The sequence below is a fragment of the Nocardia sp. GP40 genome (genome assembly GCF_050434125.1).
Lineage (GTDB): Bacteria > Actinomycetota > Actinomycetes > Mycobacteriales > Mycobacteriaceae > Nocardia > Nocardia albiluteola.
Map to the genome: position 1 here is coordinate 16,900 of NZ_JBNPVW010000023.1, position 23,863 is coordinate 40,762.

The 23,863-nt window shown below is 70.1% G+C and carries 20 protein-coding genes; 6 read left to right on the forward strand and 14 right to left on the reverse strand.

The annotated features are described in order from the left end of the window. Window positions 1-5: 5 nt before the first annotated feature. Window positions 6-875, reverse strand: a complete 870-nt coding sequence (locus ABH933_RS42010; RefSeq protein WP_429428164.1) for a 1,4-dihydroxy-2-naphthoate polyprenyltransferase — start codon at window positions 873-875, stop codon at window positions 6-8. A gap of 176 nt (window positions 876-1,051) precedes the next feature. On the opposite strand from ABH933_RS42010, the gene ABH933_RS42015 reads away from it, so the two are divergent. Next, window positions 1,052-4,786: an AfsR/SARP family transcriptional regulator gene (locus ABH933_RS42015; RefSeq protein ID WP_429428166.1), complete on the forward strand. Its 3,735-nt coding sequence runs from the start codon at window positions 1,052-1,054 to the stop codon at window positions 4,784-4,786. Between the two features lie 106 nt (window positions 4,787-4,892). Here ABH933_RS42015 and ABH933_RS42020 read toward each other — a convergent pair whose 3' ends face one another. From ABH933_RS42020 to ABH933_RS42055, 8 genes are all read right to left on the reverse strand, one after another. Then, window positions 4,893-5,735 carry an ABC transporter permease gene (locus tag ABH933_RS42020; RefSeq protein WP_429428168.1) on the reverse strand — a complete coding sequence of 281 codons (843 nt, stop codon included), beginning with the start codon at window positions 5,733-5,735 and terminating at the stop codon, window positions 4,893-4,895. After that, a complete protein-coding gene (locus tag ABH933_RS42025) occupies window positions 5,732-6,745 on the reverse strand; it encodes an ATP-binding cassette domain-containing protein (RefSeq protein WP_429428170.1) in 1,014 nt (337 codons plus the stop codon). Before ABH933_RS42025 ends, ABH933_RS42020 begins: the two co-directional genes overlap by 4 nt. 69 nt (window positions 6,746-6,814) lie before the next feature. After that, on the reverse strand, window positions 6,815-7,945 hold the full coding sequence (menE, locus tag ABH933_RS42030) for an o-succinylbenzoate--CoA ligase (RefSeq protein ID WP_429428306.1): 1,131 nt from the start codon (window positions 7,943-7,945) through the stop codon (window positions 6,815-6,817). Between the two features lie 184 nt (window positions 7,946-8,129). Next, the gene (locus tag ABH933_RS42035) at window positions 8,130-8,420 is read right to left on the reverse strand and encodes a DUF3349 domain-containing protein (RefSeq protein WP_429428308.1); all 291 of its coding nucleotides are present in this window, start codon (window positions 8,418-8,420) and stop codon (window positions 8,130-8,132) included. A 90-nt stretch (window positions 8,421-8,510) separates the two neighbouring features. After that, window positions 8,511-8,777 carry a hypothetical protein gene (locus ABH933_RS42040; RefSeq protein WP_429428172.1) on the reverse strand — a complete coding sequence of 89 codons (267 nt, stop codon included), beginning with the start codon at window positions 8,775-8,777 and terminating at the stop codon, window positions 8,511-8,513. Next, a complete protein-coding gene (locus ABH933_RS42045) occupies window positions 8,777-10,051 on the reverse strand; it encodes an inorganic phosphate transporter (RefSeq protein WP_429428174.1) in 1,275 nt (424 codons plus the stop codon). The genes ABH933_RS42040 and ABH933_RS42045 overlap by 1 nt, the downstream gene beginning before the upstream one ends. Before the next feature lie 99 nt (window positions 10,052-10,150). Beyond that, window positions 10,151-10,534 carry a VOC family protein gene (locus ABH933_RS42050; RefSeq protein WP_429428176.1) on the reverse strand — a complete coding sequence of 128 codons (384 nt, stop codon included), beginning with the start codon at window positions 10,532-10,534 and terminating at the stop codon, window positions 10,151-10,153. Window positions 10,535-10,621: 87 nt separating this feature from the next. Next, entirely contained in the window at window positions 10,622-11,533 is a 912-nt protein-coding gene (locus tag ABH933_RS42055; protein WP_429428178.1) for a 1,4-dihydroxy-2-naphthoyl-CoA synthase, read from the reverse strand. Between the two features lie 166 nt (window positions 11,534-11,699). Here ABH933_RS42055 and ABH933_RS42060 point away from each other — a divergent pair, with 166 nt between their 5' ends. The 3 genes from ABH933_RS42060 (at window position 11,700) to menD (ending at window position 15,202) form a co-directional block, all read left to right on the forward strand. Beyond that, entirely contained in the window at window positions 11,700-12,356 is a 657-nt protein-coding gene (locus ABH933_RS42060; protein WP_429428180.1) for a PaaI family thioesterase, read from the forward strand. 86 nt (window positions 12,357-12,442) lie between these two features. Next, window positions 12,443-12,889 (forward strand): DUF6918 family protein, encoded by a 447-nt coding sequence (locus ABH933_RS42065; protein ID WP_429428182.1) that lies wholly within the window; start codon window positions 12,443-12,445, stop codon window positions 12,887-12,889. A 687-nt stretch (window positions 12,890-13,576) separates the two neighbouring features. Further along, window positions 13,577-15,202: a 2-succinyl-5-enolpyruvyl-6-hydroxy-3-cyclohexene-1-carboxylic-acid synthase gene (menD, locus tag ABH933_RS42070; protein WP_429428184.1), complete on the forward strand. Its 1,626-nt coding sequence runs from the start codon at window positions 13,577-13,579 to the stop codon at window positions 15,200-15,202. 22 nt (window positions 15,203-15,224) lie between these two features. On the opposite strand, the gene ABH933_RS42075 is transcribed toward menD, so the two are convergent. Both ABH933_RS42075 and ABH933_RS42080 read right to left on the reverse strand, forming a co-directional pair. Next, complete coding sequence (locus ABH933_RS42075) at window positions 15,225-15,464, reverse strand: hypothetical protein (RefSeq protein ID WP_429428186.1); 240 nt, start codon at window positions 15,462-15,464, stop codon at window positions 15,225-15,227. 216 nt (window positions 15,465-15,680) lie between these two features. Continuing rightward, entirely contained in the window at window positions 15,681-15,899 is a 219-nt protein-coding gene (locus ABH933_RS42080; protein ID WP_308166318.1) for a hypothetical protein, read from the reverse strand. Between the two features lie 179 nt (window positions 15,900-16,078). Between ABH933_RS42080 and ABH933_RS42085 the strand changes: the two genes are divergently transcribed. Continuing rightward, a complete protein-coding gene (locus ABH933_RS42085; protein WP_429428188.1) occupies window positions 16,079-16,657 on the forward strand; it encodes a TIGR03086 family metal-binding protein in 579 nt (192 codons plus the stop codon). Window positions 16,658-16,725: 68 nt separating this feature from the next. On the opposite strand, the gene ABH933_RS42090 is transcribed toward ABH933_RS42085, so the two are convergent. Both ABH933_RS42090 and ABH933_RS42095 read right to left on the reverse strand, forming a co-directional pair. Then, window positions 16,726-17,325 carry a TetR/AcrR family transcriptional regulator gene (locus ABH933_RS42090; protein ID WP_429428190.1) on the reverse strand — a complete coding sequence of 200 codons (600 nt, stop codon included), beginning with the start codon at window positions 17,323-17,325 and terminating at the stop codon, window positions 16,726-16,728. A gap of 191 nt (window positions 17,326-17,516) precedes the next feature. After that, complete coding sequence (locus ABH933_RS42095) at window positions 17,517-18,134, reverse strand: TetR/AcrR family transcriptional regulator (protein WP_429428192.1); 618 nt, start codon at window positions 18,132-18,134, stop codon at window positions 17,517-17,519. Window positions 18,135-18,216: 82 nt separating this feature from the next. Between ABH933_RS42095 and ABH933_RS42100 the strand changes: the two genes are divergently transcribed. Further along, complete coding sequence (locus tag ABH933_RS42100; protein ID WP_429428194.1) at window positions 18,217-19,251, forward strand: aldo/keto reductase; 1,035 nt, start codon at window positions 18,217-18,219, stop codon at window positions 19,249-19,251. Between the two features lie 127 nt (window positions 19,252-19,378). Here ABH933_RS42100 and ABH933_RS42105 read toward each other — a convergent pair whose 3' ends face one another. Beyond that, on the reverse strand, window positions 19,379-23,713 hold the full coding sequence (locus ABH933_RS42105; protein WP_429428196.1) for a molybdopterin-dependent oxidoreductase: 4,335 nt from the start codon (window positions 23,711-23,713) through the stop codon (window positions 19,379-19,381). Between the last annotated feature and the right edge of the window lie 150 nt (window positions 23,714-23,863).

Below are 23,863 nucleotides of genomic sequence, written 5' to 3' on the forward strand. Positions count from 1 at the left end.
CCGGCTCAGAACAGGGTCAGGGCCAGGCCGGTCAGCAGCGACCAGAGCAGCATCGCCAGGCCCGTATCGCGCAGCGACGGAATCAATCCCGGCCCCTGCTGCCCGCCGCGCACCGGCGTGTTCGAGCGCGCGGCGAGCGGGATGGCCAGCAGGGCGAGCAGCGTCCACGGGGTGCGAGCGGCCAGGGCCAGCGTGGCCACGAACGGCACCACCATCAGCACCAGATGCAGTGTGCGGGTACGGGCGTCGCCGAGGCGGACGGCCAGCGTGGTCTTGCCGGTCACCGAATCGGTGGGGATATCGCGCAGATTGTTGGTCACCAGCACCGCGCTGGAGAACGCGCCGACCGCCACCGCGCCGGCCAGGCCGACCCAGTCGATCCGCCGCGCCTGCACGAATTCGGTGCCGAGCACCGCGATCAGCCCGAAGAAGACGAAGACCGCGACCTCACCGAAACCGCTGTAGCCGTACGGCTTACTGCCGCCGGTGTAGAACCAGGCCCCGGCCAGGCACAGGACGCCGACCAGCAGCAGCCACCACGCGGTCGTGATCGCCAGCACCAGGCCGAAGACGGCGCCGAGGCCCAGGCAGGCGAACGCCGCGGCGCGCACCGCCTTCGGCGAGGCCGTCCCGGAGCCGACGAGGCGCAACGGCCCGACCCGCTCGTCGTCGGTGCCTCGGATGCCGTCGGAATAGTCGTTCGCGTAGTTGACCCCGATGATCAGGGCCAGCGAGACCAGCAGCGACAACAGCGCTTTCCACCACACGGCGGCGCCGAGCGAGGCGGCCGCGCCGGTGCCGACGAGGATCGGGGCGATGGCATTGGGAAGGGTCCGCGGACGCGCGCCTTCGAGCCACTGTGCTGCACTAGCCATGCTCGAAGCCTAATGCTGTGCTCCACACTTCGCGTGGCCGGGACGGATCATTATCGGTAGCATTATGTCGATATATCGGAGTATTGTGTGGTGAACGTGACGCGGATCCGTGAGGGGTGGTCCGGGCGCCGCGTGCCCGATAATCAATGGACCGCTCACATACGATGGCGTACGGCATGATTCCTGATCACAGCGGTTCCGCGGGCGCCGGGACGACCGGCAAGCGGATGTCGCACGCCCGGTCGGCCGCGGACCAGGAGGCGGCGCCGTCCTCCCGGGCCGCGAGCTCGTTCGCGGGCCCGCCGTCCGGGGCCGAAAATCCCGTCGGTGCAACGGTGTGCGTGTCGCTGCTGGGTGAGATCGCGCTGAGTCGCGACGGCGTCGCGGGGCGTGCGGCGGTGCCCGGCGCTCGGGCCCGGCTGCTGATCGCGGCCCTCGCCACCCATCCCGGCCGCAGCCGCAGCGCCCAGGCGCTCATCGGGGACGTCTGGGGCGAGCAGCCGCCGCGCGTACCGATGAACGCCCTGCACACCCAGGTCTCGCGGTTGCGTTCGGCGCTGCCGGAGGGCGCGCTCGAGGCCGGTCCGGCCGGGTATCGCCTGATCCTGGCCGAAGAGCAGATCGACCTGACGCTGGCCCGCCGCCTCGAACGCCGGGCCCGCGAGCTGCACGCCGCCGGCGACGACCGGGCCTGCCTGGACCTGGTGGACCGCGCCCGATCGCTGTGGCGCGGCGAGCCCGCCGCCGATCTGCCGCCCGGCCCGGTCGCCGAGGAACTGGCCGACCTGGCCGCGACCCGCTGGGCCGCGCTGGACGAACTGGAGCTGGCCTCCCGCGAGGCGTCCGGCGATCTGGACGGCGCGCTGCGGATGGCGCGCCGTATCGCCGCGGCGCGGCCGCTGGACGAGCCGGCGCACGGCCTGCTGATGCGGCTGCTCGCGGCCTCCGGGCGCGGCAACGAGGCGCTGGAGATCTTCGCGGCCATGCGGGCACGGTTGGCCGATGAACTCGGCGCGGACCCCGGGCCGGCGCTGATCGAGCTCAACGCCGCGATCCTGCGCGGCGAGCCGATGACCGCGCCGCGACCCCCGGGGACCACGCATCGGGCGGCGTCCGAGCCCCCGCGGCCGGGATTCCCGCACGCTGGACTGTCGAATGCCGGATCTCGACAGGCTGCGGCGTCGAGTCCCGGTCCTGTGCAAGGAGGGGCCGCGAATCCCGAGGCCCAGCAGGGTGGATCGTCGAACACCGGTTCCGCCCAGGGCGGGTCCACGAGTGCTGAGACCTGGCAGACCTGGGCCCCGAATACCGGTGCCGCGCACGGTAGCGCCGCCGATGCCGAGGTGTGGCAAACGGGCGGGCCCTGGCACGGCGGGACCACGAGCTCCGCAGCGCCATCCCCGAATACCCTGTCCACCAACGTTTCCGCGCCAGCGGTGATCGGCCTGCGGGCCGCACCCAATCCGCTACTGGGTCGCGATGCGGATCTGGGCGCGCTGCTGGATCTGCTGCACGCCTCCCGGGTGACGACCGTGCTGGGACCGGGCGGCACCGGAAAGACCAGGGTGGCAAACGAATTGGGGCTGCGGGCGGCGGCCGGGGCGGCGGTGGCGCTGATCGAGCTGGCGTCGGTGCGCGCCGCGCCCGAGGATGCTCGCGCCGAGGTGGAGGCCGCCATCAGTGCCGCGCTGGGCGTCGCCGAGGTGGTTCGCGACGCCACCGGCCTGCGGTCTCGCAAGATCGACGGGCGCCAGCGCCTGCGTGATGCCGTGGCCGCGCGCCCCATGCTGCTGATCCTGGACAACTGCGAGCACCTCATCGACGGCGTCGCCGAGGTGGTCGCCGATCTCATCGGAGCCTGCGACCGGCTGACGGTGCTCACGACCAGCCGCGCGCCGCTCGAGATCACTGCGGAGACGGTATATCCGTTGCCGCCGTTGGCGATCGACGCGCACGGGTCGCCCGCCACTGAACTGTTCGAATCGCGGGCCCGCGCGGTGCGGCCCTCGGTGCGCCTGGACCCGGCGGTGGTGGCCCGGCTGTGCCGCACCCTGGACGGGTTGCCGCTGGCGATCGAACTGGCGGCGGCGCGGGCGCGCACCATGAGCGTAGAGGAGATCGACGCGCGCCTCGAGCATCGATTCACGTTGCTGCGCAGCGGGGATCGCACGTCCCCACAGCGTCACCGCACGCTGCACGCCGTGATCGAGTGGAGCTGGAATCTGCTCGGCGAACCGCAGCGCATCGCGCTGCGGCGGCTGTGTCGTTTCCCGGCCGGATTCACCTTCGCCGCCGCGCAGATCGTGGCCGCCGGGCCGGAGGTCGGTGATATCGCCGCCGCCGTGGACGGATTGGTGAGCCAGTCGCTGCTGTCGGTGCTCGAGGACGAGCTCGGCGGCACCCGCTACCGAATGCTGGAAACCGTGCGGGAATTCGGCGAGGAGCAGCTGGCCGCCGCCGGTGAGGCGGAGCTGGTGATGGACCGGATGGCCCGGTGGGCCAGGGATTTCGCCGTCGACGCGTACCGCCGGTATACCGCGCGGGAACAGGTCGGGGTCGTGTTTTCGGTGGCCACCGAGCTGGACAACCTGCTCGCGGTGCTGCGGCGGGCCTGCGACACCGGCGACGCCGAGACCGTCTACACGCTCTTCCCGCTGCCCGCGGTGCTGTGGGCCATCCGTGGGGCGCACGCGGAGCTGATCGGCTGGCTGCCAAGGGTTTCCGCGGTGCCTCCGCCGCCCGCGTGCGCCGTCGAGCCCTTCGACAACCTGCAACTGGGCGCGCACGCCATGCTGGGTCTGCATCTGATGTTCGCCAACGCCGGCATCCGTGAACTCGCCACGCTTCGGGTCCGGCTGCGGCGGCTGCTGCGCACATCGACGACGCTGTCGCGGGGATCGCGCTTCGTCGGCGAGTTGATGTGCGCCGAGCCGACCCCGGCGCGGGTGACGCGCAAGCTCGCCGAGGGCGTCCGATCCGACGACCACGACATCCGGTGGACCGCACTGCTGTTGCGCGCCAACATCCGCGAGAACGGTGGCGACGTGCGCGGTTCGATGCGAGATGCGCAGTCCGCCATGCGCGAACTGGATCCCGGCGACGTCTGGGGTACCGCGATGCTGTTCCAGCACATGGCTCAGCTGACCTCGCAGATCGCGCACTATCGCGAGGCGGCAGCGCACTACCGGCGGGCGGTGGATGCCCTGCAGCAGCTGCGCTCCTTCGACGAGGTTTCCGAATTCGCCGCGTTCATGGCCGTTTCGCTGATCGGGGCGGGCGATCTGGAGCAGGCGCGGTGGGAACTCGAGATGGCCGCAGGATACATCGATGGCGATGCGGGACCGGACGATCCGGTGCTGCGCCCGAACCATCGACGGGCCGCGGTGCAGGTCGGCTGGTTCGAACTCGCGCTGGCGCAGGGGGAGATCGAGGCCGGGTTGCGGCGCGCGCGCCAGGTGCTCGAGCTGTATGGGTGGCCGAGCCGGGCGCAGTTCGCCGGTCCGGGCACGGTCATGGTCGCCGCCGGGGTGCTGGATTCGCATGTGCTGTACGACGGTCTGGACGCGGTGCCGTCGCTGCCGCAGGAACTCGTCGACATCACCCGCGATCAGCTCGGCCAGTTCGTCGACCTGCCGCAGATCGGTTCGGTCGCCGTGGCGATCGGCTCGTATCTGCTTGCTACCGACCGCTTTCCGGATGTTGCCCGCGAACTGATCGCGCTCGCGCCCAAGACGACCGCCCGGCAGGACAGTCCGTCGATGCGGATCGAACGGCATCTGGCGCATCACGGCGCGGTGGTCGCGGACGAGCTGATGGCCGAGCCCCGCCGACGTGCGGCGAAGATCGGCCGTCGCGCAGCCGGAAGGCGAATCATGGCTCTCCTGGAACAGATTTCGGGGCAGGTCCAATAGGCTGGCGCCCCGCTGTGACGACGAGGCAGCCGGGAGTGAACGGCAGAGCCCGCCGGACCGGTTGTCCGACGGGCTCTGTCTGCGGAAATCACAGTGCGGGAGCGAGTTACGCCCGGCGCATGTAGGCCCGGATGGCCAGCGGCGCGAAGATCGCGATCACGACGGCCGAACCGATCAGGCACCACGCGATATTGCTGGTGTAGACGTTGCCGTTCATCAGCTCGCGGCACGAATTCACCATGTAGTACACGGGATTGGCCTTGTCGATCGCCTGCATCCAGCCCGGCATCGTCTTCACCAGGGCGAACGCGCCGGACATGAACGTCAGCGGGAACATGATCATCATCGAGATGCCCTGCACCGACGCGGCGCTCTTGCCGGTGACGCCGACCAGCGCCCAGATCCAGCTGATAGCGAACGAACAGAACACCACGATCAGGCCCGCGGCGACCACGCCCACGACACCGCCGCCCGGCCGGTAGCCCAGGATCAGGCCCACGACGACGGTCAGCGTCGTGGCGATGCCGTAGCGGACCATGTCGGCGAGCAGCGCACCCGCCAGGGCCGAAACACGGGCGATGGGAAGGGATTTGAAGCGGTCGAACACGCCCTTGTCCATGTCCTCGCGCAGCTGGGTGCCGGTGACGACCGAGGTCAGCACGACGGTCTGCACCAGGATGCCGGGAATCAGCACGGGCAGGTAGTTGTGCACGCTGCCGCCGATCGCGCCGCCGAAGATGTAGGCGAACAGCGCGGTGAACAGTACCGGCTGGATCGTCACGTCGAACAGCTGCTCGGGATTGTGCTTGATCTTCAGAATCCCGCGGTAGGCCATGGTGAGCGAATTCGCCACGGCCTGGCGGAGTCCGATGTGATTGCTCACCTCGGGGATCGCGGCCCTGGCCGCGTGCCGCCCGCTGGTCGCGGGCGCGGTGATGGTGGTGGTCATGCCGCACTCTCCTGAGAGTCGGTGGGGGAATCGGATTCGGCGCCGTGCCCGGTGAGTGCGAAGAACACCTCGTCCAGGCTGGGCTTGCTGACATTGATCTCATCGATCCGGATGTCGCTGTCGCGCAATCGGATCAGCAGATCGACGGTGAGGCTCGGATCGTCCAGCGGCACGGTGACCCGGCCCGCCTCCGGAGTGATGGTCGCCTCGATCAGGCGGCCGGCCGCGCGGGAGAGGAATTCGCCGATCAGGGTGCGGGCCTGCTCGAGGCGGTCGCGATCGGCGACGGTGAGCTGCAGGGCGGACAGGCCCACCGAGGACTTCAGCTCATCGGAGGTGCCGTCGGCGATGACCCTGCCGTTGTCGATGACCGCGATCCGGTCGGCCAGCTGATCGGCCTCGTCGAGGTACTGCGTGGTCAGCAGCACCGTCGCGCCCTCGCGGACCAGGCGGCGGATCGTCTCCCACATCTGGGCGCGGGTGCGCGGGTCCAGGCCGGTGGTGGGCTCGTCCAGGAACAGCAGCGGCGGCGTGGCGATCAGGCTGGCGGCCAGGTCGAGGCGCCGGCGCATGCCGCCGGAGAAGTTCTCCAGCGCCTTGTTCGCGGCCTCGGTCAGCCCGAACTCCTCGAGCAGTTCGCCGGCCTTGCGCCGGGACTCGGCCCGGCTCAGGCCCAGCAGGCGCGAGAAGATCACGAGATTCTCGGTGGCGGTGAGCTTTTCGTCGACCGACGCGTACTGTCCGGTGACCCCGATGAGGGATCGCACGGCGGTGGGCTCGGCGACCACGTCGTGGCCGAAGATCCGGGCGCTGCCGCCGTCCGGGCGCAGCAGGGTGGCGAGCATGCGGATGGTGGTGGTCTTACCGGCTCCGTTGGGGCCCAGCACGCCGTAGACGGCGCCCCGCGGCACCGTCAGGCTCACGCCGTCGACGGCCCGCTGCTCCCCGAAGACCTTGACCAGCCCGTCCGCCTCGATCGCGAGGGCATCGGCGGGTGTGTAAGAAGTCATGCCGCTACTGTGCGGCGCCCGTCTTGCACGCCCCTTGCGCCGTCGTTGCGTCGCGGCGCAAGACCGGCGTCAGGGGGTGGCGGTGAGAAAGTACTCGCGCAGGGCGGTGCGGTTGGGCTTGCCGGGGCCGCGGAGCGGTATCTCCTCGACGAGGGCCAGTTCGCGCGGTGCCGCGGTGGAATCGAGCTCCGTGGTGACGTAGGCGCGTAGCTCGTCCAGGGTCGGCTTCGCGCCGGCGACCGGGACGACGGCGGCCACGACGCGCTGGCCCAGGCGCTCGTCGGGCAGGCCCAGTACGGCGCACTCCTGCACCGCCGGGTGCTCGATCAGCACGGCCTCCACGACCTGCGGGAGCACCAGCAGCCCGCCGGTGGTGATGGCCTCGTCGAGGCGACCGGTGATCCTGAGCACACCGTCCTCGAACACGCCGGCGTCGTCGGTGCGGAACCAGCCCGGCTCGGCGAAGGCCGGATGATCGGGCAGGCCGCGATAGCCGCGGGCGAGCATGGCGCCGCCGAGCAGGACCCGGCCGTCCTCGATGCGCACGGTGGTCCCGGTCAGCGGCACCCCGTCGTAGACCGAGCCGCCGCAGGTCTCGCTCATGCCGTAGGTGCGCACGACGGTGATTCCGGCCGCGCGGGCCCGCTCGAGCACCGGCGGGGGAGTGGCGGCGCCGCCGACCAGCACCGCGTCCAGTGACGCCAGGGCCTCGGCGCAGGCCGGGTCGTCCAGCGATTTGATCAGCTGGGTCGGGACCAGCGAGGTGTACCGTCGCGGGCCGGTCATACCGGTGATCGCGCTGGTCAGGCCGCTGGTCAGGAAGCCGTCCGAGACGTCGAGCACGGCCGGTTCGGTGCCGGCGAGGATGCCGCGCATGAGCACCTGCAGACCCGCGATGTGATAGGTCGGCAGCGCCAGCAGCCACTGGCCGGGGCCACCCAGGCGCTCGTGGGTGGCATTGCCGCTGGCGCGCAACGCGGCCGCGGTGAGCATGGCGCCCTTGGGCACGCCGGTGGTGCCGGAGGTGGTCACGACCAGGACGATGTCGTCGTCGATCGGTTCGCCGGGGCGCAGGGCGCTGGAGAGCCGGTGCGATTCGCGGCGGTCGCCGCCGGGTACCGGCAGCCAGGCCGGACCGCTGCCCTCGAGGGCGCCGCGCAGGTGCGGCAGCACATCGCCCACCGATGCGCCGGTCGGCATGGGGAGGGTGCGCAGAGTGGTCACGACTCCACCTCGCCGACGCTCGGATCCGTCGTGCGCGAAGCGCGCCGTACCAGCGGTTCGCTCAGCTTCGCTCCACTCACAGTTCGCGATCGTGTCATGTCCGCGCCGACGACCCGCGAACGGGTCCCCGCGCCTCCTTCGGTCAACTCGGGGGTCGGGGTCAATCGGACGTCGGTGTCGCCAGTGGCCAGCCACCAGCCGCGAGCCGGGAGGTCACTCGAGCGATATCGTCCTCGCCCGGCAGCTCTTTGGCAACTCGGCTGATCGCCTCCTCGATCTCGTGGCGGGCGATCTCGTCGTCACCCGTACGCTCGCGTACCAGCTCGTCGACGACGATGCGCACCTCGTAGTCGGTGAGCCGGCGGTGCAGCACCGCCAGCAGCGCGACGTAGTCCGATTGCGGCACGCCCTGCGGGTAGCCCGCCCGGAGCCAGCCGAGCACTGTGCGCAGTATCGATTGCGACGCCGCGGAGTCGGCGGCGGTTGTCGCCGGGGTGGCGGCGGTTGTGTCACGGGTCGTCCTTTCGGCGGCGCGGGCTGGTCAGAACAGGTGGATGCCGAGACGGGTGGCGAGAAAATCCTTGGCGACATACAGCACTCCGGCCACGACAACGGCCAGCACGATGGCGTAGCACAGTGCGGCGATCGCGAGTGCGGTGCGCCGCCGGGTGAGCGATAGCGTCCCGGCGCGTCCGGCGGACTGGTAGCGGACGCCGACGGCGAAGGTCAGCGGCAGCCCGGCGCCGAAGACGAGGGCGGCCAGCGTGACCCGCCACAGCTGCTGCACATCCATGATCACGGTGTGCATCAGGCCCTCCCCGCCGATTTCGGATCGCGCACCGCAGGGTCGTCCACCGGTTCGATGATGAATGGCGATTTCGCACCCGTGGTGGTGTGTCCCGAGTCGACACCGACCGGCGGGCCCGCAGCCACGGTGCCGCGCGGCTCGTCCCACGCGTCGTTGACATTGCTCGCGCTCACCGGAGTCCGGCGCGAGCGCAGATACATGTACCCCGACAGCGCGATCAGCACGGCGAACACCACGAGCACTCCCGGCAGCCCGCCGATCGCGTGTGCGAGCGCCCAGCAACCCGCACCGACGAGTCCGGCCAGCGGCAGGGTGACCAGCCATGCCACGGTCATCCGGCCCAGTACGCTCCACCGCACCGCGGCGCCCGGACGGCCCAGGCCGGTGCCCAGGATCGCGCCGGTCACCGTCTGCGTCGTCGAGAGCGGCAGGCCGAAGTGGGCGGAGGTGAGGATGATTGCGGCACTGGTGGATTCGGCGGCCAGGCCCTGCGGCGGGGTGATGCCGACCAGGCCCTTGCCCAGGGTGCGGATGATGCGCCAGCCGCCGAGCGCGGTGCCGGTCGCCATGGCCAGCGCACAGGCCACGATCACCCACAGCGGGATCTCCTGGCCCGGCTTGCTGGTGCCGTGGGCGATCAGGGCCAGGAAGATGATGCCCATCGTCTTCTGCGCGTCGTTGGTGCCGTGCGCGAGCGAGACCAGCGAGGCCGAGCCGATCTGGCCCCAGCGGAATCCGCGGTCGACCACGCGTTGCTCGCTGCCGCGGGTGATGCGATACACCAGCCAGGTGCCGATCGCCGCGACCAGCGCGGCCACCACGGGCGCCACCACGGCCGGCACCACGATCTTGGTCAGCACGCCCTGCTTGCCGGCGGTCCAGATCACCCCGTTCCAGCCCAGGGCGGCGATGGTGGCGCCGATGACGCCGCCGAACAGCGCGTGCGAGGAACTCGACGGCAACCCGAGCAGCCAGGTCAGTAGATTCCACAGGATGCCGCCGACCAGGCCGGCGAACACGATGGCCAGCAGTTCGCTGCCGCTCACGCTGTTGAGCCGGACAATCCCCTCGGCCACGGTCGCGGCCACCTGGACGCTCAGGAACGCACCGAGCAGATTCAGCACGCCCGACAGTGCGACGGCGGTGCGGGGTCCGAGGGCGCCGGTGGCGATGGAGGTGGCCATCGCGTTGGCGGTGTCGTGAAAACCGTTGGTGAAGTCGAAGACCAGTGCGGTGACGATAACGATGAGCAGAACGGCTAGTTCGGCGGTCACATCCTCAGTGTGCGTGATGGACCCGTAAAACAGACCGGTAGGTCGCCGCATGGCGCGAGTGCGCCGAGTGGTAAGGCGCGTCGTGTCCCGGGGCGACGCTCAGCGGAGATCGCGCCGGATCGGATGGTTCGCGGGAACCTCGACCAGCACGATCGGCACCCCGTCGGGATCGCGCAGCCACATCTCGATCAGCCCCCAGGGCTCGCGCACCGGCGGCCGATCGATCGGGATGCCGCGCGAGGTCAGCTCGGCCGCGGCGGCCGCGGCATCGCGTACCTGCAGCCACAGCGCGCCGGAGAATCCCGCGGGCGCATCGTCGCCGCGGCCGTGCCCGGCGACCTCGAGCAGTGCCTGCCCGGCGAAGAACACGGTGCCGCCCGGATATTCGCGGGCGATCGCCAACCCCAGCCCGTCGCGATAGAACGCCAGCGTGCGCTCGTAGTCCACGGGGCGCAGCAGGGTTCGGGCGCTCAGGATCTCCACCCGGCACAGGGTAGTCGCCGCGCTTCCCTCACTCCGGCGCGCTCATGGCCGGAACCCGCGCCGCCGGTTCCGGCCACCAGCACCGCGTCAGAAGTACCAGGGGTACGGGCTCCAGTCCGGCGCGCGCTTCTCCAGGAACGCGTCGCGGCCCTCGACGGCCTCGTCGGTCATGTACGCCAGGCGCGTGGCCTCCCCGGCGAACAGCTGCTGGCCGACCAGGCCGTCGTCGGTCAGGTTGAACGCGTACTTCAGCATGCGTTGCGCCTGCGGCGATTTGCCGAGGATGTCGGCGGTCCACTCCAGCGCCTCGTCCTCGAGCCGGTCGTGGTCGACGACGGCGTTCACCGCACCCATCGCGTGCATCTGCTCGGCGGTGTAGGGGCGGCCGAGGAAGAAGATCTCGCGGGCGAACTTCTGCCCGACCATCTTGGCCAGGTAGGCGCTGCCGTAGCCGGCGTCGAAGCTGCCCACATCGGCGTCGGTCTGCTTGAAGCGCGCGTGCTCGCGGCTGGCGAGGGTGAGATCGCACACCACGTGCAGGCTGTGCCCGCCGCCCGCGGCCCAGCCGTTCACCAGCGCGATGACCACCTTGGGCATGAACCGGATCAGCCGCTGCACCTCGAGGATGTGCAGCCGCCCCGCGCGGGCCTTGTCGACGGTCTCGACGGTCTCGGCGGTCTCCCCGGACGCGTACTGGTAGCCGCTGCGCCCGCGAATGCGCTGATCGCCACCCGAGCAGAACGCCCACCCGCCGTCCTTGGGGCTCGGCCCGTTGCCGGTGAGCAGGACCGCGCCGACATCGGAGGTCATCCGCGCGTGGTCGAGGGCGCGATACAGCTCGTCGACGGTGTGCGGGCGGAACGCGTTGCGCACCTCGGGCCGGTCGAACGCCACCCGCACGGTGCCCTGCTCGAGGTGCCGGTGATAGGTGATGTCGGTCAGGTCCTCGAAACCCGCCACGGGCTCCCACAGTTTCGGATTGAACGTCACCCGAGCCATCTTCCCCGTCCTTCATTCCCACCCGTGTGCGGGTGCGTGATACCACGCGAATGCCACCTTCGCCCAACGGATCCGGTGCAGCGTGATATTCGCGTGACGGGCCGGTGACGCTCGGCTACCGGCCGGTTGGGTTTGACGGCGTAAGAACCCGAGTTAACGTGCAGGGATGAGCGAGAGTGCGGAGCCCGTCATCGATCGGAGTGCGATCGACGAGGATCGATACGACAAGCATGGCGGATTTCCCAAGGCCGAGGATGCCGTGCCCGGTCCGGACTTCGCGCCGTTCGTCGAGGCCATGCGCACCCTGCAGGACCTGACGGTGTCGGTGGACTGCCCCGACGAGGTGTTCGGGCGGGCGCTGGCGCAGGCCCGGGGACTGATCGAGCTGCTCGAGTCGTACCGGGCGCCGGAGATGCAGGGCCCCGCGGGACGGGTGCCGACGCTGCCGGGCCGCGGCAGCCTGCTGATGCCGCCATGGCGAACCGTGACCGCGGGGCCGACCGGTGTGACGATGCGTGGCGAATTCCGCCGCTATCACCTCGGCGGCAACGGGGCGGTGCACGGCGGGGTGCTGCCGCTGCTGTTCGACGATCTGTTCGGCTCGCTGGTGCATTACTCCGGCCGGCCGATCAGCCGCACCGCGTTTCTGCACGTCAACTACCGTCGGATCACTCCGCTGCACACTCCGCTCGTGGTCGACGGCACCGTCGATCGCGTCGAGGGACGCAAGACTTTCGTAAGTGCAAGGCTGCGTGATGAATCCGAAACACTGCTCGCCGAATGTGAAGGGCTTATGGTGCAATTACTGCCTTGGCAGCCCTAGTTGTGCCAGCGACGTGTGCCGGTATCGTCCGGTGCGTATAGTTGCGTCCGCTCGCTCATCGAAAATCTATCCGGAGGAACCTGAAAGTGGTTGCAGCACTGTCTGAATCCCTGCTCGACGATACCAAGCGGGAGGCCTTCCTGGCCGATGCCCAGAAGGTTCTGGATGCAGAGGTGTCGGATAAGGGGGGTGCGTCGGGCCTGGCCGTGAAGGGCGGTTACGCCGCGGTGAAGAAGGTCAGCCCGACGATCATCGCCGACGCGCTGTCCTCGTTCGTGCCCAAGTTCGTCGACAAGCTCGAGCCGTACTGGAACGAGTTCAAGGGCTCGGGTCAGGGCAGCTTCGCGGACGTTCTGACCGCCAAGCAGGACGAGGTCGCCGAGGCGCTGCTGTCGGTTACCGACGCCCGGGCCGAGAGCTCCTCTCGTCCCGCCCTGCAGAAGGTCTACTCCTCGCTGCGCTCCTCGGCCAAGAAGCATGTCGCCGAGGCCCTTCCCCGGGTCGCCGACCTGGTCCAGCGCCACGCGGAGTAAGAGGTTCGACGTTCGGCGGCCGGGTCGTGATTCGGCCGCCGAACGAATTCGGTTCCGGGCGAATTCAGCCCTGCGCCTTGCCGACTCGCCGGTAACCGGTGAAAGTCACATCGCCCGTCGCGATTCCGCGCTCGGTGACCGGATGGCGCAGGCCCGCGGCGAGTTTCTGCTCGCCGGCGACGAAGGCATGGACCCCGCGGCGGGAAGTTCGGCCGCGCGCACCGCATTCGGAGCCAGGCTCCCGATCTGATGGTCCGCGCGCGTGAGCCGGTGCGCCGGCATGCCGTCGGGCTGTCCCAGCTCCTGCGCAGAGCCGGATGCGCGACCTCCAGGAATGCCGCACCACGCAGATCCCTTGGGGTCGAACGCAGGACGCCCGCGACGGCGCCCAGCGCGCGCTCGTCGGCCGCCAGCAGCGACCGCGAACTGTGTTGTGGCGCTTGATACATGATCCTCTCGTCCAGCAGGCCGACCGTAGACTCCGGCGGCTCGGAAGTCGTGGACGAAGCTCGGGCCGATCCGCAGGGTGGCCACGACCTCGGCGGTGCGGATCTGTCGTTCGACGGGTTCGGCGAATTTCGCGCGCCCGGCCACGCGGGTTTGGTTAGTAAACCCTAAGTTGATGTGCTTGCGGAGTGTGAGCGGGGCGACGCCCCACTGCCTCCCGCTGTCTGACAGGGTGGGGGTGTGAATCCTTCGACAGCACAGGCGCACGTCGTCGTCGACGAGCTGGCGCGCGGGGGTGTGCAGGACGTCGTCCTGTGTCCGGGCTCGCGTAATGCGCCCCTGGCGTTCGCGCTGCAGGCCGCCGATGCCGCGGGCCGGTTGCGGCTGCACATGCGGGTCGACGAGCGCACCGCGGGCTTCCTGGCGATCGGCCTGGCCGTCGCCAGCGGGCGGCCCGTGCCCGTGGTCATGACCTCGGGCACCGCCGTGGCCAACCTGGGCCCGGCCGTGCTGGAAGCGAACTACGCGCGGCAGCCGCTGATCGTGCTGAGTGCGAACCGGCCCTACGAGATGCTGGGCAGCGGCGCCAATCAGACCGTCGAGCAGTTCGGCCTGTTCGGCAGCCAGGTGCGGCTCGCCAACAGCCTGGGCCTGGCCGAGCGGGAGGATGGCTACCGGCGCCAGAACAGCGTCTGGCGGGCGGCGGTGTGCCGGGTGCTGGCCGCGGCGCGCGGCACCCGGTCCGGGAATGCCGGGCCGGTGCAGCTGGATATCCCGCTGCGCGAGCCGCTCGTGCCCGATCTCGCGGCGGGGGAGCATATCCCGGCCGGGCGTGAGGGTGGAATGCCTTGGACCGCAAGCCAATACGCGACGCTGGACGTGCCGCTGGAGATCGATCTGACCCTCGACACCGTGGTCGTGTCCGGGCACGGCGCCGGGCATCGGCCCGAGCTCGCCGCGCTGCCGACCGTGGCCGAGCCGACCGCGCCGATGCACGGCCCGGCGCTGCACCCGCTGGCGCTGCCGCTGCTGAAGCCGCGCCAGGCCATCATTACCGGACGGCCCACCCTGCACCGTCAGGTGTCCAGCGTGCTCGCCGATCCCGAGGTGACCGTCTACGCGCTGACGACCGGTCCGCGCTGGCCCGACGTCTCGGGCAACGTCGTCGGCACCGGCACCCGCGCGATCGTCAGCGGCGCCCCGCGCGCCGAATGGCTCGAGCACTGCGCCGAGATGAACGCCAAGGCCACCCGCGTCGTGCGCGACGAGCTGGCCCGGCACCCCAAGCCGACCGGCCTGCACGTCGCCGCGGTGGTCATGGACGCGCTGGGCGAGGGCGATCAGCTGCTGCTGGGCGCGTCGAATCCGGTGCGGGACGCGGCACTGGTGTCCCATCCGCGCCCCGGAATCAGGGTGCTGTCCAATCGCGGCGTCGCCGGTATCGACGGCACGGTGTCCTCCGCGGTCGGCGCCGCGCTGAGCCATCCGGGTCGCACCGTCGCGCTGATCGGCGACCTGACCTTCCTGCACGACGCGTCCGGGCTGCTGATCGGCCCGGGCGAGCCGCGTCCGGAGAACCTGACCATCGTGGTCGCCAACGACGACGGCGGCGGGATCTTCGAGCTGCTGGAACAGGGCGATCCGCAGTACGCCGGGGTGTTCGAGCGGGTGTTCGGCACACCGCACGGCATGGACCTGGCCGCCATGTGCGCGGCCTACCGGGTGCCGCACCGCCAGGTCGATCCGGCCGAACTCGCGCGGGAGCTGGGCAGGGACGCGCACGGCATGCGGGTGCTCGAGGTCGCCACCGAGCGTTCGAGCCTGCGTGAGCTGCACGGCACGGTCCGGGCGGGGATTACCGGGTAGGGGAATCGGCCGGCGAGCCGGTTCAGTAGCCGGTGGGCTCGGCGTAGTCGTCGGTCACTGTGGCGCCCGCAGTGTCGGCGTAGTCGTCCTCGTAGGGGACGGCGATGGACTGTTCGAGCACGTCGGCCTCGGCGGCCTCACGATCCGCCGCGATGGGGAGTTCCGGCTCGAGCTCGTCGTCGGTGGGGTAGGCGGCTATGGACTGTTCCGCGAGATCGGCTTCCGGGACCGCGTCGATGGTGACGATGGTGTTGTCGGACATCCGGTGCACTCCTCCGCCTCCCCGCGCCTCAGCGTGCCGTTGAGTGCCGGAAGGCTTGCGTTTCGGGCCGGCGGTTGACGGCGCGTCCAGTTGTGGGCGTACCCGGTGAGTTACCCATGTGCTAGCGAAATCAGTTGTCGCGGTGGCATCGCACCAGAAAGTGCCGAGACTCGAATCGGCGGCCTGCGGTTCGCTGACACTTCCTGGAGCCAATTTTCATTCGCCCGCAAGTGGGCCCTTATCTGCCGGGAATTCTACCAGCGCGAGCGTCCGACCGGCCATGAAGCGAGCCGTGCGCACGGCGGTGCCCGACCTCGTGACCTCGCTGACCTCGACCACGCCGCGCGCGATGCGGACCTCGACCCGGCGCCCCGCCCGGGTCGCGGCAATTTCGTAATTTCGCGAGCCGCCGCCGATATCGACGACGATCTCCACACGATCACCCTTCATCCCCCAATTATCCTTGCTGCCAGCGCTTTCCGCCGCTAACGAGTGGGTTGCGGAACCACGCTGCACGTGCAGCGGCAAGCGCGGCGATGAATTCGGCAGGCCCGGATCGTCTGCATTCGCAGGGGCCCGGGTGCGTTCCGGACCATGGATTTTCGAGGAGAGCCGTGACCGCATCGATGTTCGATCTCGAGCATGCCGCGACGTTGCTGGAGGAGGTGGTCGCCGGGATCTCCGACGATCAGCTCGCCGCCCCCACGCCCACCGGCATGACGGTGGGCGTGCTGGTGGGGCATGTGCTCGGCTTCACCGAGGCGTTCCGGCAGGGCGCCACCAAGGAGTCGATCGGCCGCTCGGTGCCGCCCGCCGCGCCCGCGCCCGACGCCGTGCCGGGCGACTGGCGGTCTCGTACGGCGGTGCAATCGAAGGCGCTGGTCGAGGCCTGGCGGGAACCCGCGGCCTGGGAGGGCGAGACCGAGGTCGGCGGCGCGACCGGCCCGGCCCCGCAGATGGCGCGGTTCGCGCTCGACGAGGTGATCGTGCACGGCTGGGATCTGGCTCGCGCGACCGGGCAATCATTCGCACCCCGCGAGGAGGACCTGGTGATCCTGCTGGAGATGCTCGCCGTCACTCCCGCGGAGGGGGTTCCGGGCCTGTTCGGTCCCCGGGTCGCCGTCGCCGCCGATGCGCCCGCGCTGGATCGTGTGCTGGGTCTCACCGGCCGTGACCCCGCCTGGCGGCCCTGACCGATCGCGGCCGTTACCAGCACTTTCCACTGCTGACCAGTGGGTTGCGGACCGCGCGTGCATGTGCATCAGCGGGGGCCGTCGGCCGTTTCGCGCCCGCACAGCGAATCGGTAAGGCGGGCGGCGACCTGCGTGTCCAGCGGGGTGTGGGCCACGGCGAGGCGGTACCACAGCAGGCCGAATGCCTGGTCGGTCAGCAGGTCCAGGTCGGCGTCGGCCGGTAGTTCGCCGCGTTCGCGGCCGCGCTCGAGGATGCGATACAGAATCGCGTGGCGGTCGGCGGTGAAGGCGGCTAGCAGCTCGGCCGTGGCCGCATCGGTCTGGGCCTCGGCCAGCACCGCGCGCAGCAGCGAGCCCGAGGACGATCCCGACGCGGCGGTAAACGTCGCGGTCAGGAAGATCCGCAGATCCTCGCGAACCGCGCCGGTATCGCGATCGGGTGCGGTGCTGCGCGCCCACTCGGTCATCGTCTCCAGCAGCACCGCGCCCTTGGACGGCCACCAGCGGTAGATCGTCTGCTTGCTCACACCGGCGGCAGCGGCGATGTCGGCGACCGTGACGGTGGGGCCCGCCCGGCCCAGGAGTTCGGCGGTCACGTCCAGGATTGCCCGGCGGGCGGCGTCGTTACGGCGGCGGCCGGTGTGTGGGCGGGGCAGCGGATTCGGCACGGGTCAACACTAACGGTTGACGGAACCGACGGTACGGATAAAACTTATCGAGACTGTTGGTACTCACAAGGTGGTGGCACGAATGACTTCGAAGACCGCGGATTCGGCGGCGGCCAAGCGGCGGCGCGTGAGCTGGAATGTGCGCATGCTCGGCACCGACCTGATGACGATCCGCATCGACCTCGAGTGAATCAGGCGTTGCGGGTGAACAATCCGGCCCGGGCGCCCAGGGCGGCCGCCTCGGCGGCGGTGACCGCGGTGTCGTCGTCGATGAGGTCGCCAGTGGCGAGCAGGCGGTAGTAGAGCGGGGCCGAAACCGCGGAAAGAACTGCGCGGGCATCGGTTTCGGGCGCAAGCTCGCCCCGGGTCACCGCCGCGTCGATGCACGGCGCCCATTCGGTGAGCCGGACGTCGTAGAAGTGGTGCAGGGCCGCGGTGGCGGCGGGATCCGAGACGGCCGCCGCGAGCAGGGATTTGAACAGCGGGCCCTGGCGGGGATCGTTGAGCGTGCGCGCGACGAGGCGCGCGTTGTCCACCAGATCGCCGCGCAGGGAACCGGTGTCGGAGTGCGGCAGCGACGTCTCGGCCATCTCCGCGAGCAGGTCCGCGACCAGTCCGGCCGGGGTGCGCCAGCGGCGGTAGACCGTCGTCTTGCCCACGCCCGCGCGGGCCGCGACCTCGGCCGGGTCCAGCCCGGCGAGGCCGTATTCGGCGAGCAGATCGCCCGCCGCGCGCAGGACGGATTCGCGCACGCGGGCGGTGCGCCCGCCGGGGCGCGCCAGGCCCGGTGCGGCTGCGTCCGGATTCATAACGGGCCTCCAGTTCCGTTAATGCTCGGATGAGTGTAGCGTGTCGGATGTTAATGAAACTGTGGTTCCGTTAGGGGTTGTTATGGAATATCGTCGGCTGGGCGCCTCGGGTCTGATGGTTCCGGCGTTGAGCTTCGGTGCGGGCACGTTCGGCGGCCGCGGCGAGCTGTTCGGCGCGTGGGGCGATACCGACGCGCGCGCCGCGCGCGGGCTGGTCGACATCGCACTCGAGGCGGGCGTCACGATGTTCGACACCGCGGACGTGTACTCCGACGGCGCCTCGGAAGAGGTACTGGGCGAGGCGATCCGGGGGCGGCGCGATCGAGTGCTGTTGTCCACCAAGGCCGCCCTGCCCGTGGGCGACGGTCCGAACGATGCCGGATCGGGCCGGTCCCGGTTGATCACCGCGGTCGAGGCCGCGCTGCGTCGGCTGGGCACCGACTACATCGACCTGTTCCAGCTGCACGCCTTCGATGCCCGGACCCCGGTTCAGGAGGTGCTTTCGGCCCTGGACGAGCTGGTGCGCGCGGGCAAGATCCGATACGTCGGCGCCTCCAACTTCTCCGGCTGGCAGCTGATGAAATCCCTTGCGGCCGCGGATCGGCAGGGGCTGCCGCGCTATGTCGCGCACCAGGTGTACTACTCGCTCGTGGGCCGCGACTACGAGTGGGAGCTGATGCCCCTGGGCATCGATCAGGGCGTCGGCGCGGTGGTGTGGAGCCCGCTGGGCTGGGGCCGGCTCACCGGGAAGATCCGTCGCGGACAGCCGATTCCGGACGGCAGCCGTCTGCACAAGACGGCCGAGGCGGGCCCGCCGGTCGAGGACGAATTGCTGTACACGGTGGTCGACGCGCTCGACGAGATCGCCGCCGAGACCGGCCGGACCGTCCCGCAGATCGCCCTGAACTGGCTGCTGCGACGGCCCACGGTCGCCACGGTCATCGTCGGCGCCCGCAACGAGGATCAGCTGCGCCAGAACCTCGGCGCGGTCGGCTGGGAACTCGACGCGAACCAGATCGCCCGGCTGGACAAGGCGAGTGCCCTCACCCCGCCCTACCCGTACTACGCCTACTACCGCCTGCCGGGCTTCACCCAGCTCAACCCGCCCGCGGTCTGATCACACACCGGTGCGAGGGCTTCGAAGCTGCGGCGGACGTCACGGGTCGCCGTCGGCTTGGTAGCCGTGGGGTTCGGCCGGGTGGTGGCTCGGTCCGGGTGACGGGCCGGTCCCGGGGCGATGCGGCTCAGTAGATGTCGCGGACGTAGCGCTTCTCGGCGACCAGTTGCTTGCGGTAGGCGGTGGCGGCCTCCGGGGAGAGGTTGCCGTGGATCCGGGCGACGGTCAGCAGGGTCTCGTCGACGTCGCGGGCCATGCGGGTCGCGTCGCCGCACACGTACAGGTGGGCGCCGGATTGCAGCCACGACCACAGTTCGGCGCCGTGTTCGAGCATCCGGTGCTGCACGTAGATCCGCTCGCGCTGGTCGCGGGAGAACGCCACGTCCAGACGGGTGAGGAAGCCGTCGCGGAACAGCTCCTCGAGTTCGGCTCGATAGTAGAAATTGTCCGCGGCGTGCTGATCGCCGAACAGCAGCCAGTTGCGGCCGCGGCAGCCCAGCGCGCGCCGCTCGTGCAGGAATCCGCGGAACGGGGCGATACCGGTGCCCGGACCGACCATGATCATCGGCGCGTTCGGATCCAGCGGCGGCCGGAAATGCGGTGCGCGCTGCAGGAATACCGGCACCGGCGCCTCGTGGCCACGGTCTGCCAGGAAGGTCGAGCAGACCCCGCCGCGCCGCGCGCCCGATCCGCCGTAGCGCACCACCCCGACGGTCAACTGCACCTCGTGCGGGCTGACCTTCGGACTCGACGAGATCGAATACTGGCGCGGCTGAAGCCTTTTCAGCGTGCCCAGCCAGTCGACCAGATCCGTGTGCACCGGGAAGTCGCGCAGCACGTCCACGGCCTGCCGATCCCAGAGGTAGCGGTCGAGCTCGAGCCGGTTGTCACGGCGCTGCAGCTTGGCCAGCTGCTGGCTCGGATTGTGTGTGGCAATGAAATTCAGTAGGTCGGTGCTGACCCGGGTGATGTCGTAGCGGGTGCGCAGCGCGTGGGCCAGCGGCAATTCCCGATCGTCGAGGTCCACGATGCGGTCCCCGTCCAGGCCGGTGACCTCCAGCCATTCGCGCACCAGCGCCTCGTCGTTCGAGGGCCAGACGCCGAGCGAATCACCGGCCTCGTAGGTCGCTTCGGCATCGCGCAGGTCGAATCCGAACTGTCGCACCTCCTTCGCGGCGCCGGGGCGGGACAGTAGCTCGTTGCGCACGAGCGGGGCGGGGGTGGGGGCGTTGCGGGTGAAGGCGGGGACGGTCGCCTGTCGGCGATTGGCGCGAGCGGCGCCGGTGGAAACCGGTTGGGGCCGAGGGGCGACCGTCAGCGGGGACCCGACAGCCGGGCGAACGGTTGCGCCGGATGAGCCGAATCCGTTGCCCGGCAGTGTGATGCCGGGTCGAGAGGTTGCATAGGCGGATACGGACACTCGGCCGGGTTCGGCACCGGCTCGGCCGTTGGAGCCCACTGTGGAATCGTTCCCGCCCCCGCCATCGCTCCGATCGGGCTGTGGCCCACCGCCGTTGCCCTCCGCAAGTGCGGTCAGCACCTCGTCGAGCCATTCATCCGACCGTGGCGAATGGTCGGGCTCGCTGTCGACCCGCGGGAGCAGTCGGGTGGCGCCGGATTTCGCGAGCAGCTCGTCGAGCTTGCGGCCGTGACCGCAGAAGTCGTCGTAGGACGAGTCGCCGAGGGCGAAGACCGCGTACCGCAGCGAATTCAACCGGATCTCGCTGTCCGACAGGCGCTCCCAGAAATCCGCGCCGCCGTCCGGGGGACCGCCGTCGCCGAATGTGCTGGTGACGACCAGCGCGTCGCCGGTCAGCTCCGTGAGCTCACACGAGTTCATCTCCACCAGCCGTGGTGCGTAACCGGATTCGGTGAGGCGTTGTGCGGCCGCCGCCGCGAACTCCTCCGTGGTGCCGGTCTGCGAGGCCCACAGCACGGTGATCGCGCGCGGGGCCGGAGCTGGTGTCTCACAGAGGAAGTCGGCCGCTGGGGCCGCGCTGCCGGAGCGGGAGTACATCCCCGCGAGCATCCCGTCGACCCACAATCGGCTCTGCGGGGACAGTGGCGCGGACTCCGGCATCACCGGCTGCCCCTCCACCGGAAGCGTGACCAGCGCCGCTAGATAGCCGCCGAGGTAGATGCGCTCGATGTCGCTCAGCATCGGCGCGGCGAAGGTGTCCAGGCCGAGCATGCGGGCCAGCGGATGCGTCCCGCCCTCACCCAGCGCTGCAGGCCGCGGCACTCGGCCGGGTTGTGGGTCCTGCCCGGCCGCGGCGGGCTCGACCGCGATGCGCCGCAACGCGACCGCGCACGCCTTGAATTCGGGCTGCAGCGAATCAGCATCGACCGCATCGTTGGTGACGGCGTTGATCGTCAGATATTCACCGTGCTCGTCGTTCCAGTGGAACGGTGCGAAACACATTCCAGGCAGCACCCGATCGGTGATCCGCACGGGCAGCACCGCACGCCCACGGCGCGAGGTGATTTCGAGCTGATCCGGCGGCCGCAGACCGAGCCGTTCCGCGTCGTCGGGATGCACCTCGACGAACGGATCACCCGTCAGCTTGGCCAGTTTCGCGATCTTGCCGGTCTTGGTCATGGTGTGCCACTGATGCTGCAGGCGGCCGGTGTTCAGCACGAACGGGTAATCGTCGTCCGGCATTTCGGCGGGCATCAGGTGCGGGCGCGGCCAGAACACCGCCCGCCGGCTCGGTGTCGCGAACGCCAGCTCGGGCCGGTGCCCGGACTCGTCGGCGAACGGATGCTGGCTGATCCCGTCGTTGCGGTAGCGAATCGGGTTGCGCCGCTGGGCCGGATCGGGGCACGGCCACTGCACGGGTCCCTCGCGCAGCCCGTCGTAGGTGATGCCGCGCAGGTCGTATCCGGTGGCGGGGTTCGCGAACCGGCGGATCTCGTCGAATACCTCGGCGCTCGAGGCGAAATCGAATCCCGGGAATCCCATCGCGGTGGCCACCTGCGCGATCAGCTGCCAGTCCGGTCGTGCGTCGCCGACCGGTGGCACCGAGCGCTGCAGCAGGCTCACGCTCCGTTCCGAATTCACCATCACCCCGTCTGCCTCGGCCCACAGCGTGGCGGGCAGCTGCAGGTCGGCGTAGGCGTTGGTGGCCGTCTGCGCATACACATCCTGCGTGATCACCAGCTCGGCGGCCTCCAGCCCGGCGATCACCGTCTTGCGATTCGCCACCGAGGCAACGGGATTGCTGCAGATGATCCAGCAGGCCCGGATCCGTCCGTCGGCCAGGCCCCGGAACATCTCGATCGTGCCGGGCCCGACGTCGGGCCGGATGGCGCCCGGTTCGAGGTCCCAGGCGGTTTCGACGAAGGTGCGATCGGCCTCGGACAGCACGGTGCGCTGACCGGGCAGTCCGGGACCCATGTAGCCCATTTCCCGGCCGCCCATGGCATTCGGCTGCCCGGTCAGCGAGAACGGCCCGCTGCCCGGTCGGCAGATGGCGCCGGTGGCCAGGTGCAGATTGCACAGGGCATTGGTGTTCCAGGTGCCGTGCGTGGACTGGTTCAGGCCCATCGTCCACAGCGACATCCACTCGCCCGCCTCGCCGATCCACCGTGCGGCCGTGCGGATGTCGTCCTCGGGCAGGCCGGTGATCTCCGAAACCCGTTCCGGCGGATAGTCGGCGAGAAGTTCCGCCATCGCCTCCCAGCCCCGGGTGTGCGCGGCGATGAATTCGGCGTCGATGTCGCCGTTGTCGACCAGCAGCCGCAGCAGGCCGTTCAGCAGCGCCAGGTCGGTGCCCGGGGCGATCTGCAGGAAGAGGTCTGCGCCCTCGGCGGTTTCGGTGCGGCGCGGGTCGACGACGATGAGTTTGGCGCCGCCGCTCTTGCGGCGGTCGGCCATGCGCAGATGCAGAATCGGGTGGCAGTCGGCCATATTCGCGCCGATCACGAGGAACAGATCGGCCCGATCCAGGTCGTCGTAGGATCCGGGCGGCCCGTCAGCGCCGAGGGACTGCTTGTATCCGGTGCCCGCGCTGGCCATGCACAGCCGCGAGTTGGATTCGATGTGAACGGTGCGCAGGTACCCCTTGGCCAGCTTGGTCGCCAGGTATTGCGCCTCGAGCGTCATCTGCCCGGACACATAGAGCGCGATCGCGTCGGGTCCGTGCTCGTCCAGGATCGCCCGCAGCCGGGCGGCGGCCTCGCGCACGGCCGCGTCGACGTCGACCGCCTCGGGCCCCGCGCCTCGTTCGGCGCGCCGCAGGGCAGTGGTCATCCGGCCGGAGGCCCGCATGAGTTCGGCGTGGGTGGCGCCCTTGGTGCACAGCCGTCCGGCATTGACCGGGTGCGGCTTGGTCCCGCGGACCTTCGCGATTATCAGCGCGCCGTCCGGGCCGGGGGTGGTCTCGACGGTGATTCCACAGCCCACGCCGCAGTACGAGCACGTGGTGCCGACGGTCGCCGGTGCCGCGGGTAGTTCCGTCATGAGCCGATCATCTAGGCTCGCGATTTCGCAGGATTTACCGGACGTTATCGCCAGGTGACGAATCTCCGCACCGCCGCCAATTCGGGCTGTGAGGAGTGATGGAGATCACCTAAAACCCGTCGTAGCAGCGCAAACAGTGCTCGAAGTCCG

Excerpts from the sequence above, each read along its gene's own strand:
- ABH933_RS42010 (WP_429428164.1), bottom strand. The coding sequence starts at position 875 with ATGGCTAGTGCAGCACAGTGGCTCGAAGGCGCGCGTCCGCGGACCCTT.
- ABH933_RS42015 (WP_429428166.1), top strand. The coding sequence starts at position 1,052 with ATGATTCCTGATCACAGCGGTTCCGCGGGCGCCGGGACGACCGGCAAG.
- ABH933_RS42020 (WP_429428168.1), bottom strand. The coding sequence starts at position 5,735 with ATGACCACCACCATCACCGCGCCCGCGACCAGCGGGCGGCACGCGGCC.
- ABH933_RS42025 (WP_429428170.1), bottom strand. The coding sequence starts at position 6,745 with ATGACTTCTTACACACCCGCCGATGCCCTCGCGATCGAGGCGGACGGG.
- menE (WP_429428306.1), bottom strand. The coding sequence starts at position 7,945 with ATGCCGACCGGCGCATCGGTGGGCGATGTGCTGCCGCACCTGCGCGGC.
- ABH933_RS42040 (WP_429428172.1), bottom strand. The coding sequence starts at position 8,777 with ATGCACACCGTGATCATGGATGTGCAGCAGCTGTGGCGGGTCACGCTG.
- ABH933_RS42055 (WP_429428178.1), bottom strand. The coding sequence starts at position 11,533 with ATGGCTCGGGTGACGTTCAATCCGAAACTGTGGGAGCCCGTGGCGGGT.
- ABH933_RS42060 (WP_429428180.1), top strand. The coding sequence starts at position 11,700 with ATGAGCGAGAGTGCGGAGCCCGTCATCGATCGGAGTGCGATCGACGAG.
- ABH933_RS42075 (WP_429428186.1), bottom strand. The coding sequence starts at position 15,464 with ATGTCCGACAACACCATCGTCACCATCGACGCGGTCCCGGAAGCCGAT.
- ABH933_RS42095 (WP_429428192.1), bottom strand. The coding sequence starts at position 18,134 with ATGAATCCGGACGCAGCCGCACCGGGCCTGGCGCGCCCCGGCGGGCGC.
- ABH933_RS42100 (WP_429428194.1), top strand. The coding sequence starts at position 18,217 with ATGGAATATCGTCGGCTGGGCGCCTCGGGTCTGATGGTTCCGGCGTTG.
- ABH933_RS42105 (WP_429428196.1), bottom strand. The coding sequence starts at position 23,713 with ATGACGGAACTACCCGCGGCACCGGCGACCGTCGGCACCACGTGCTCG.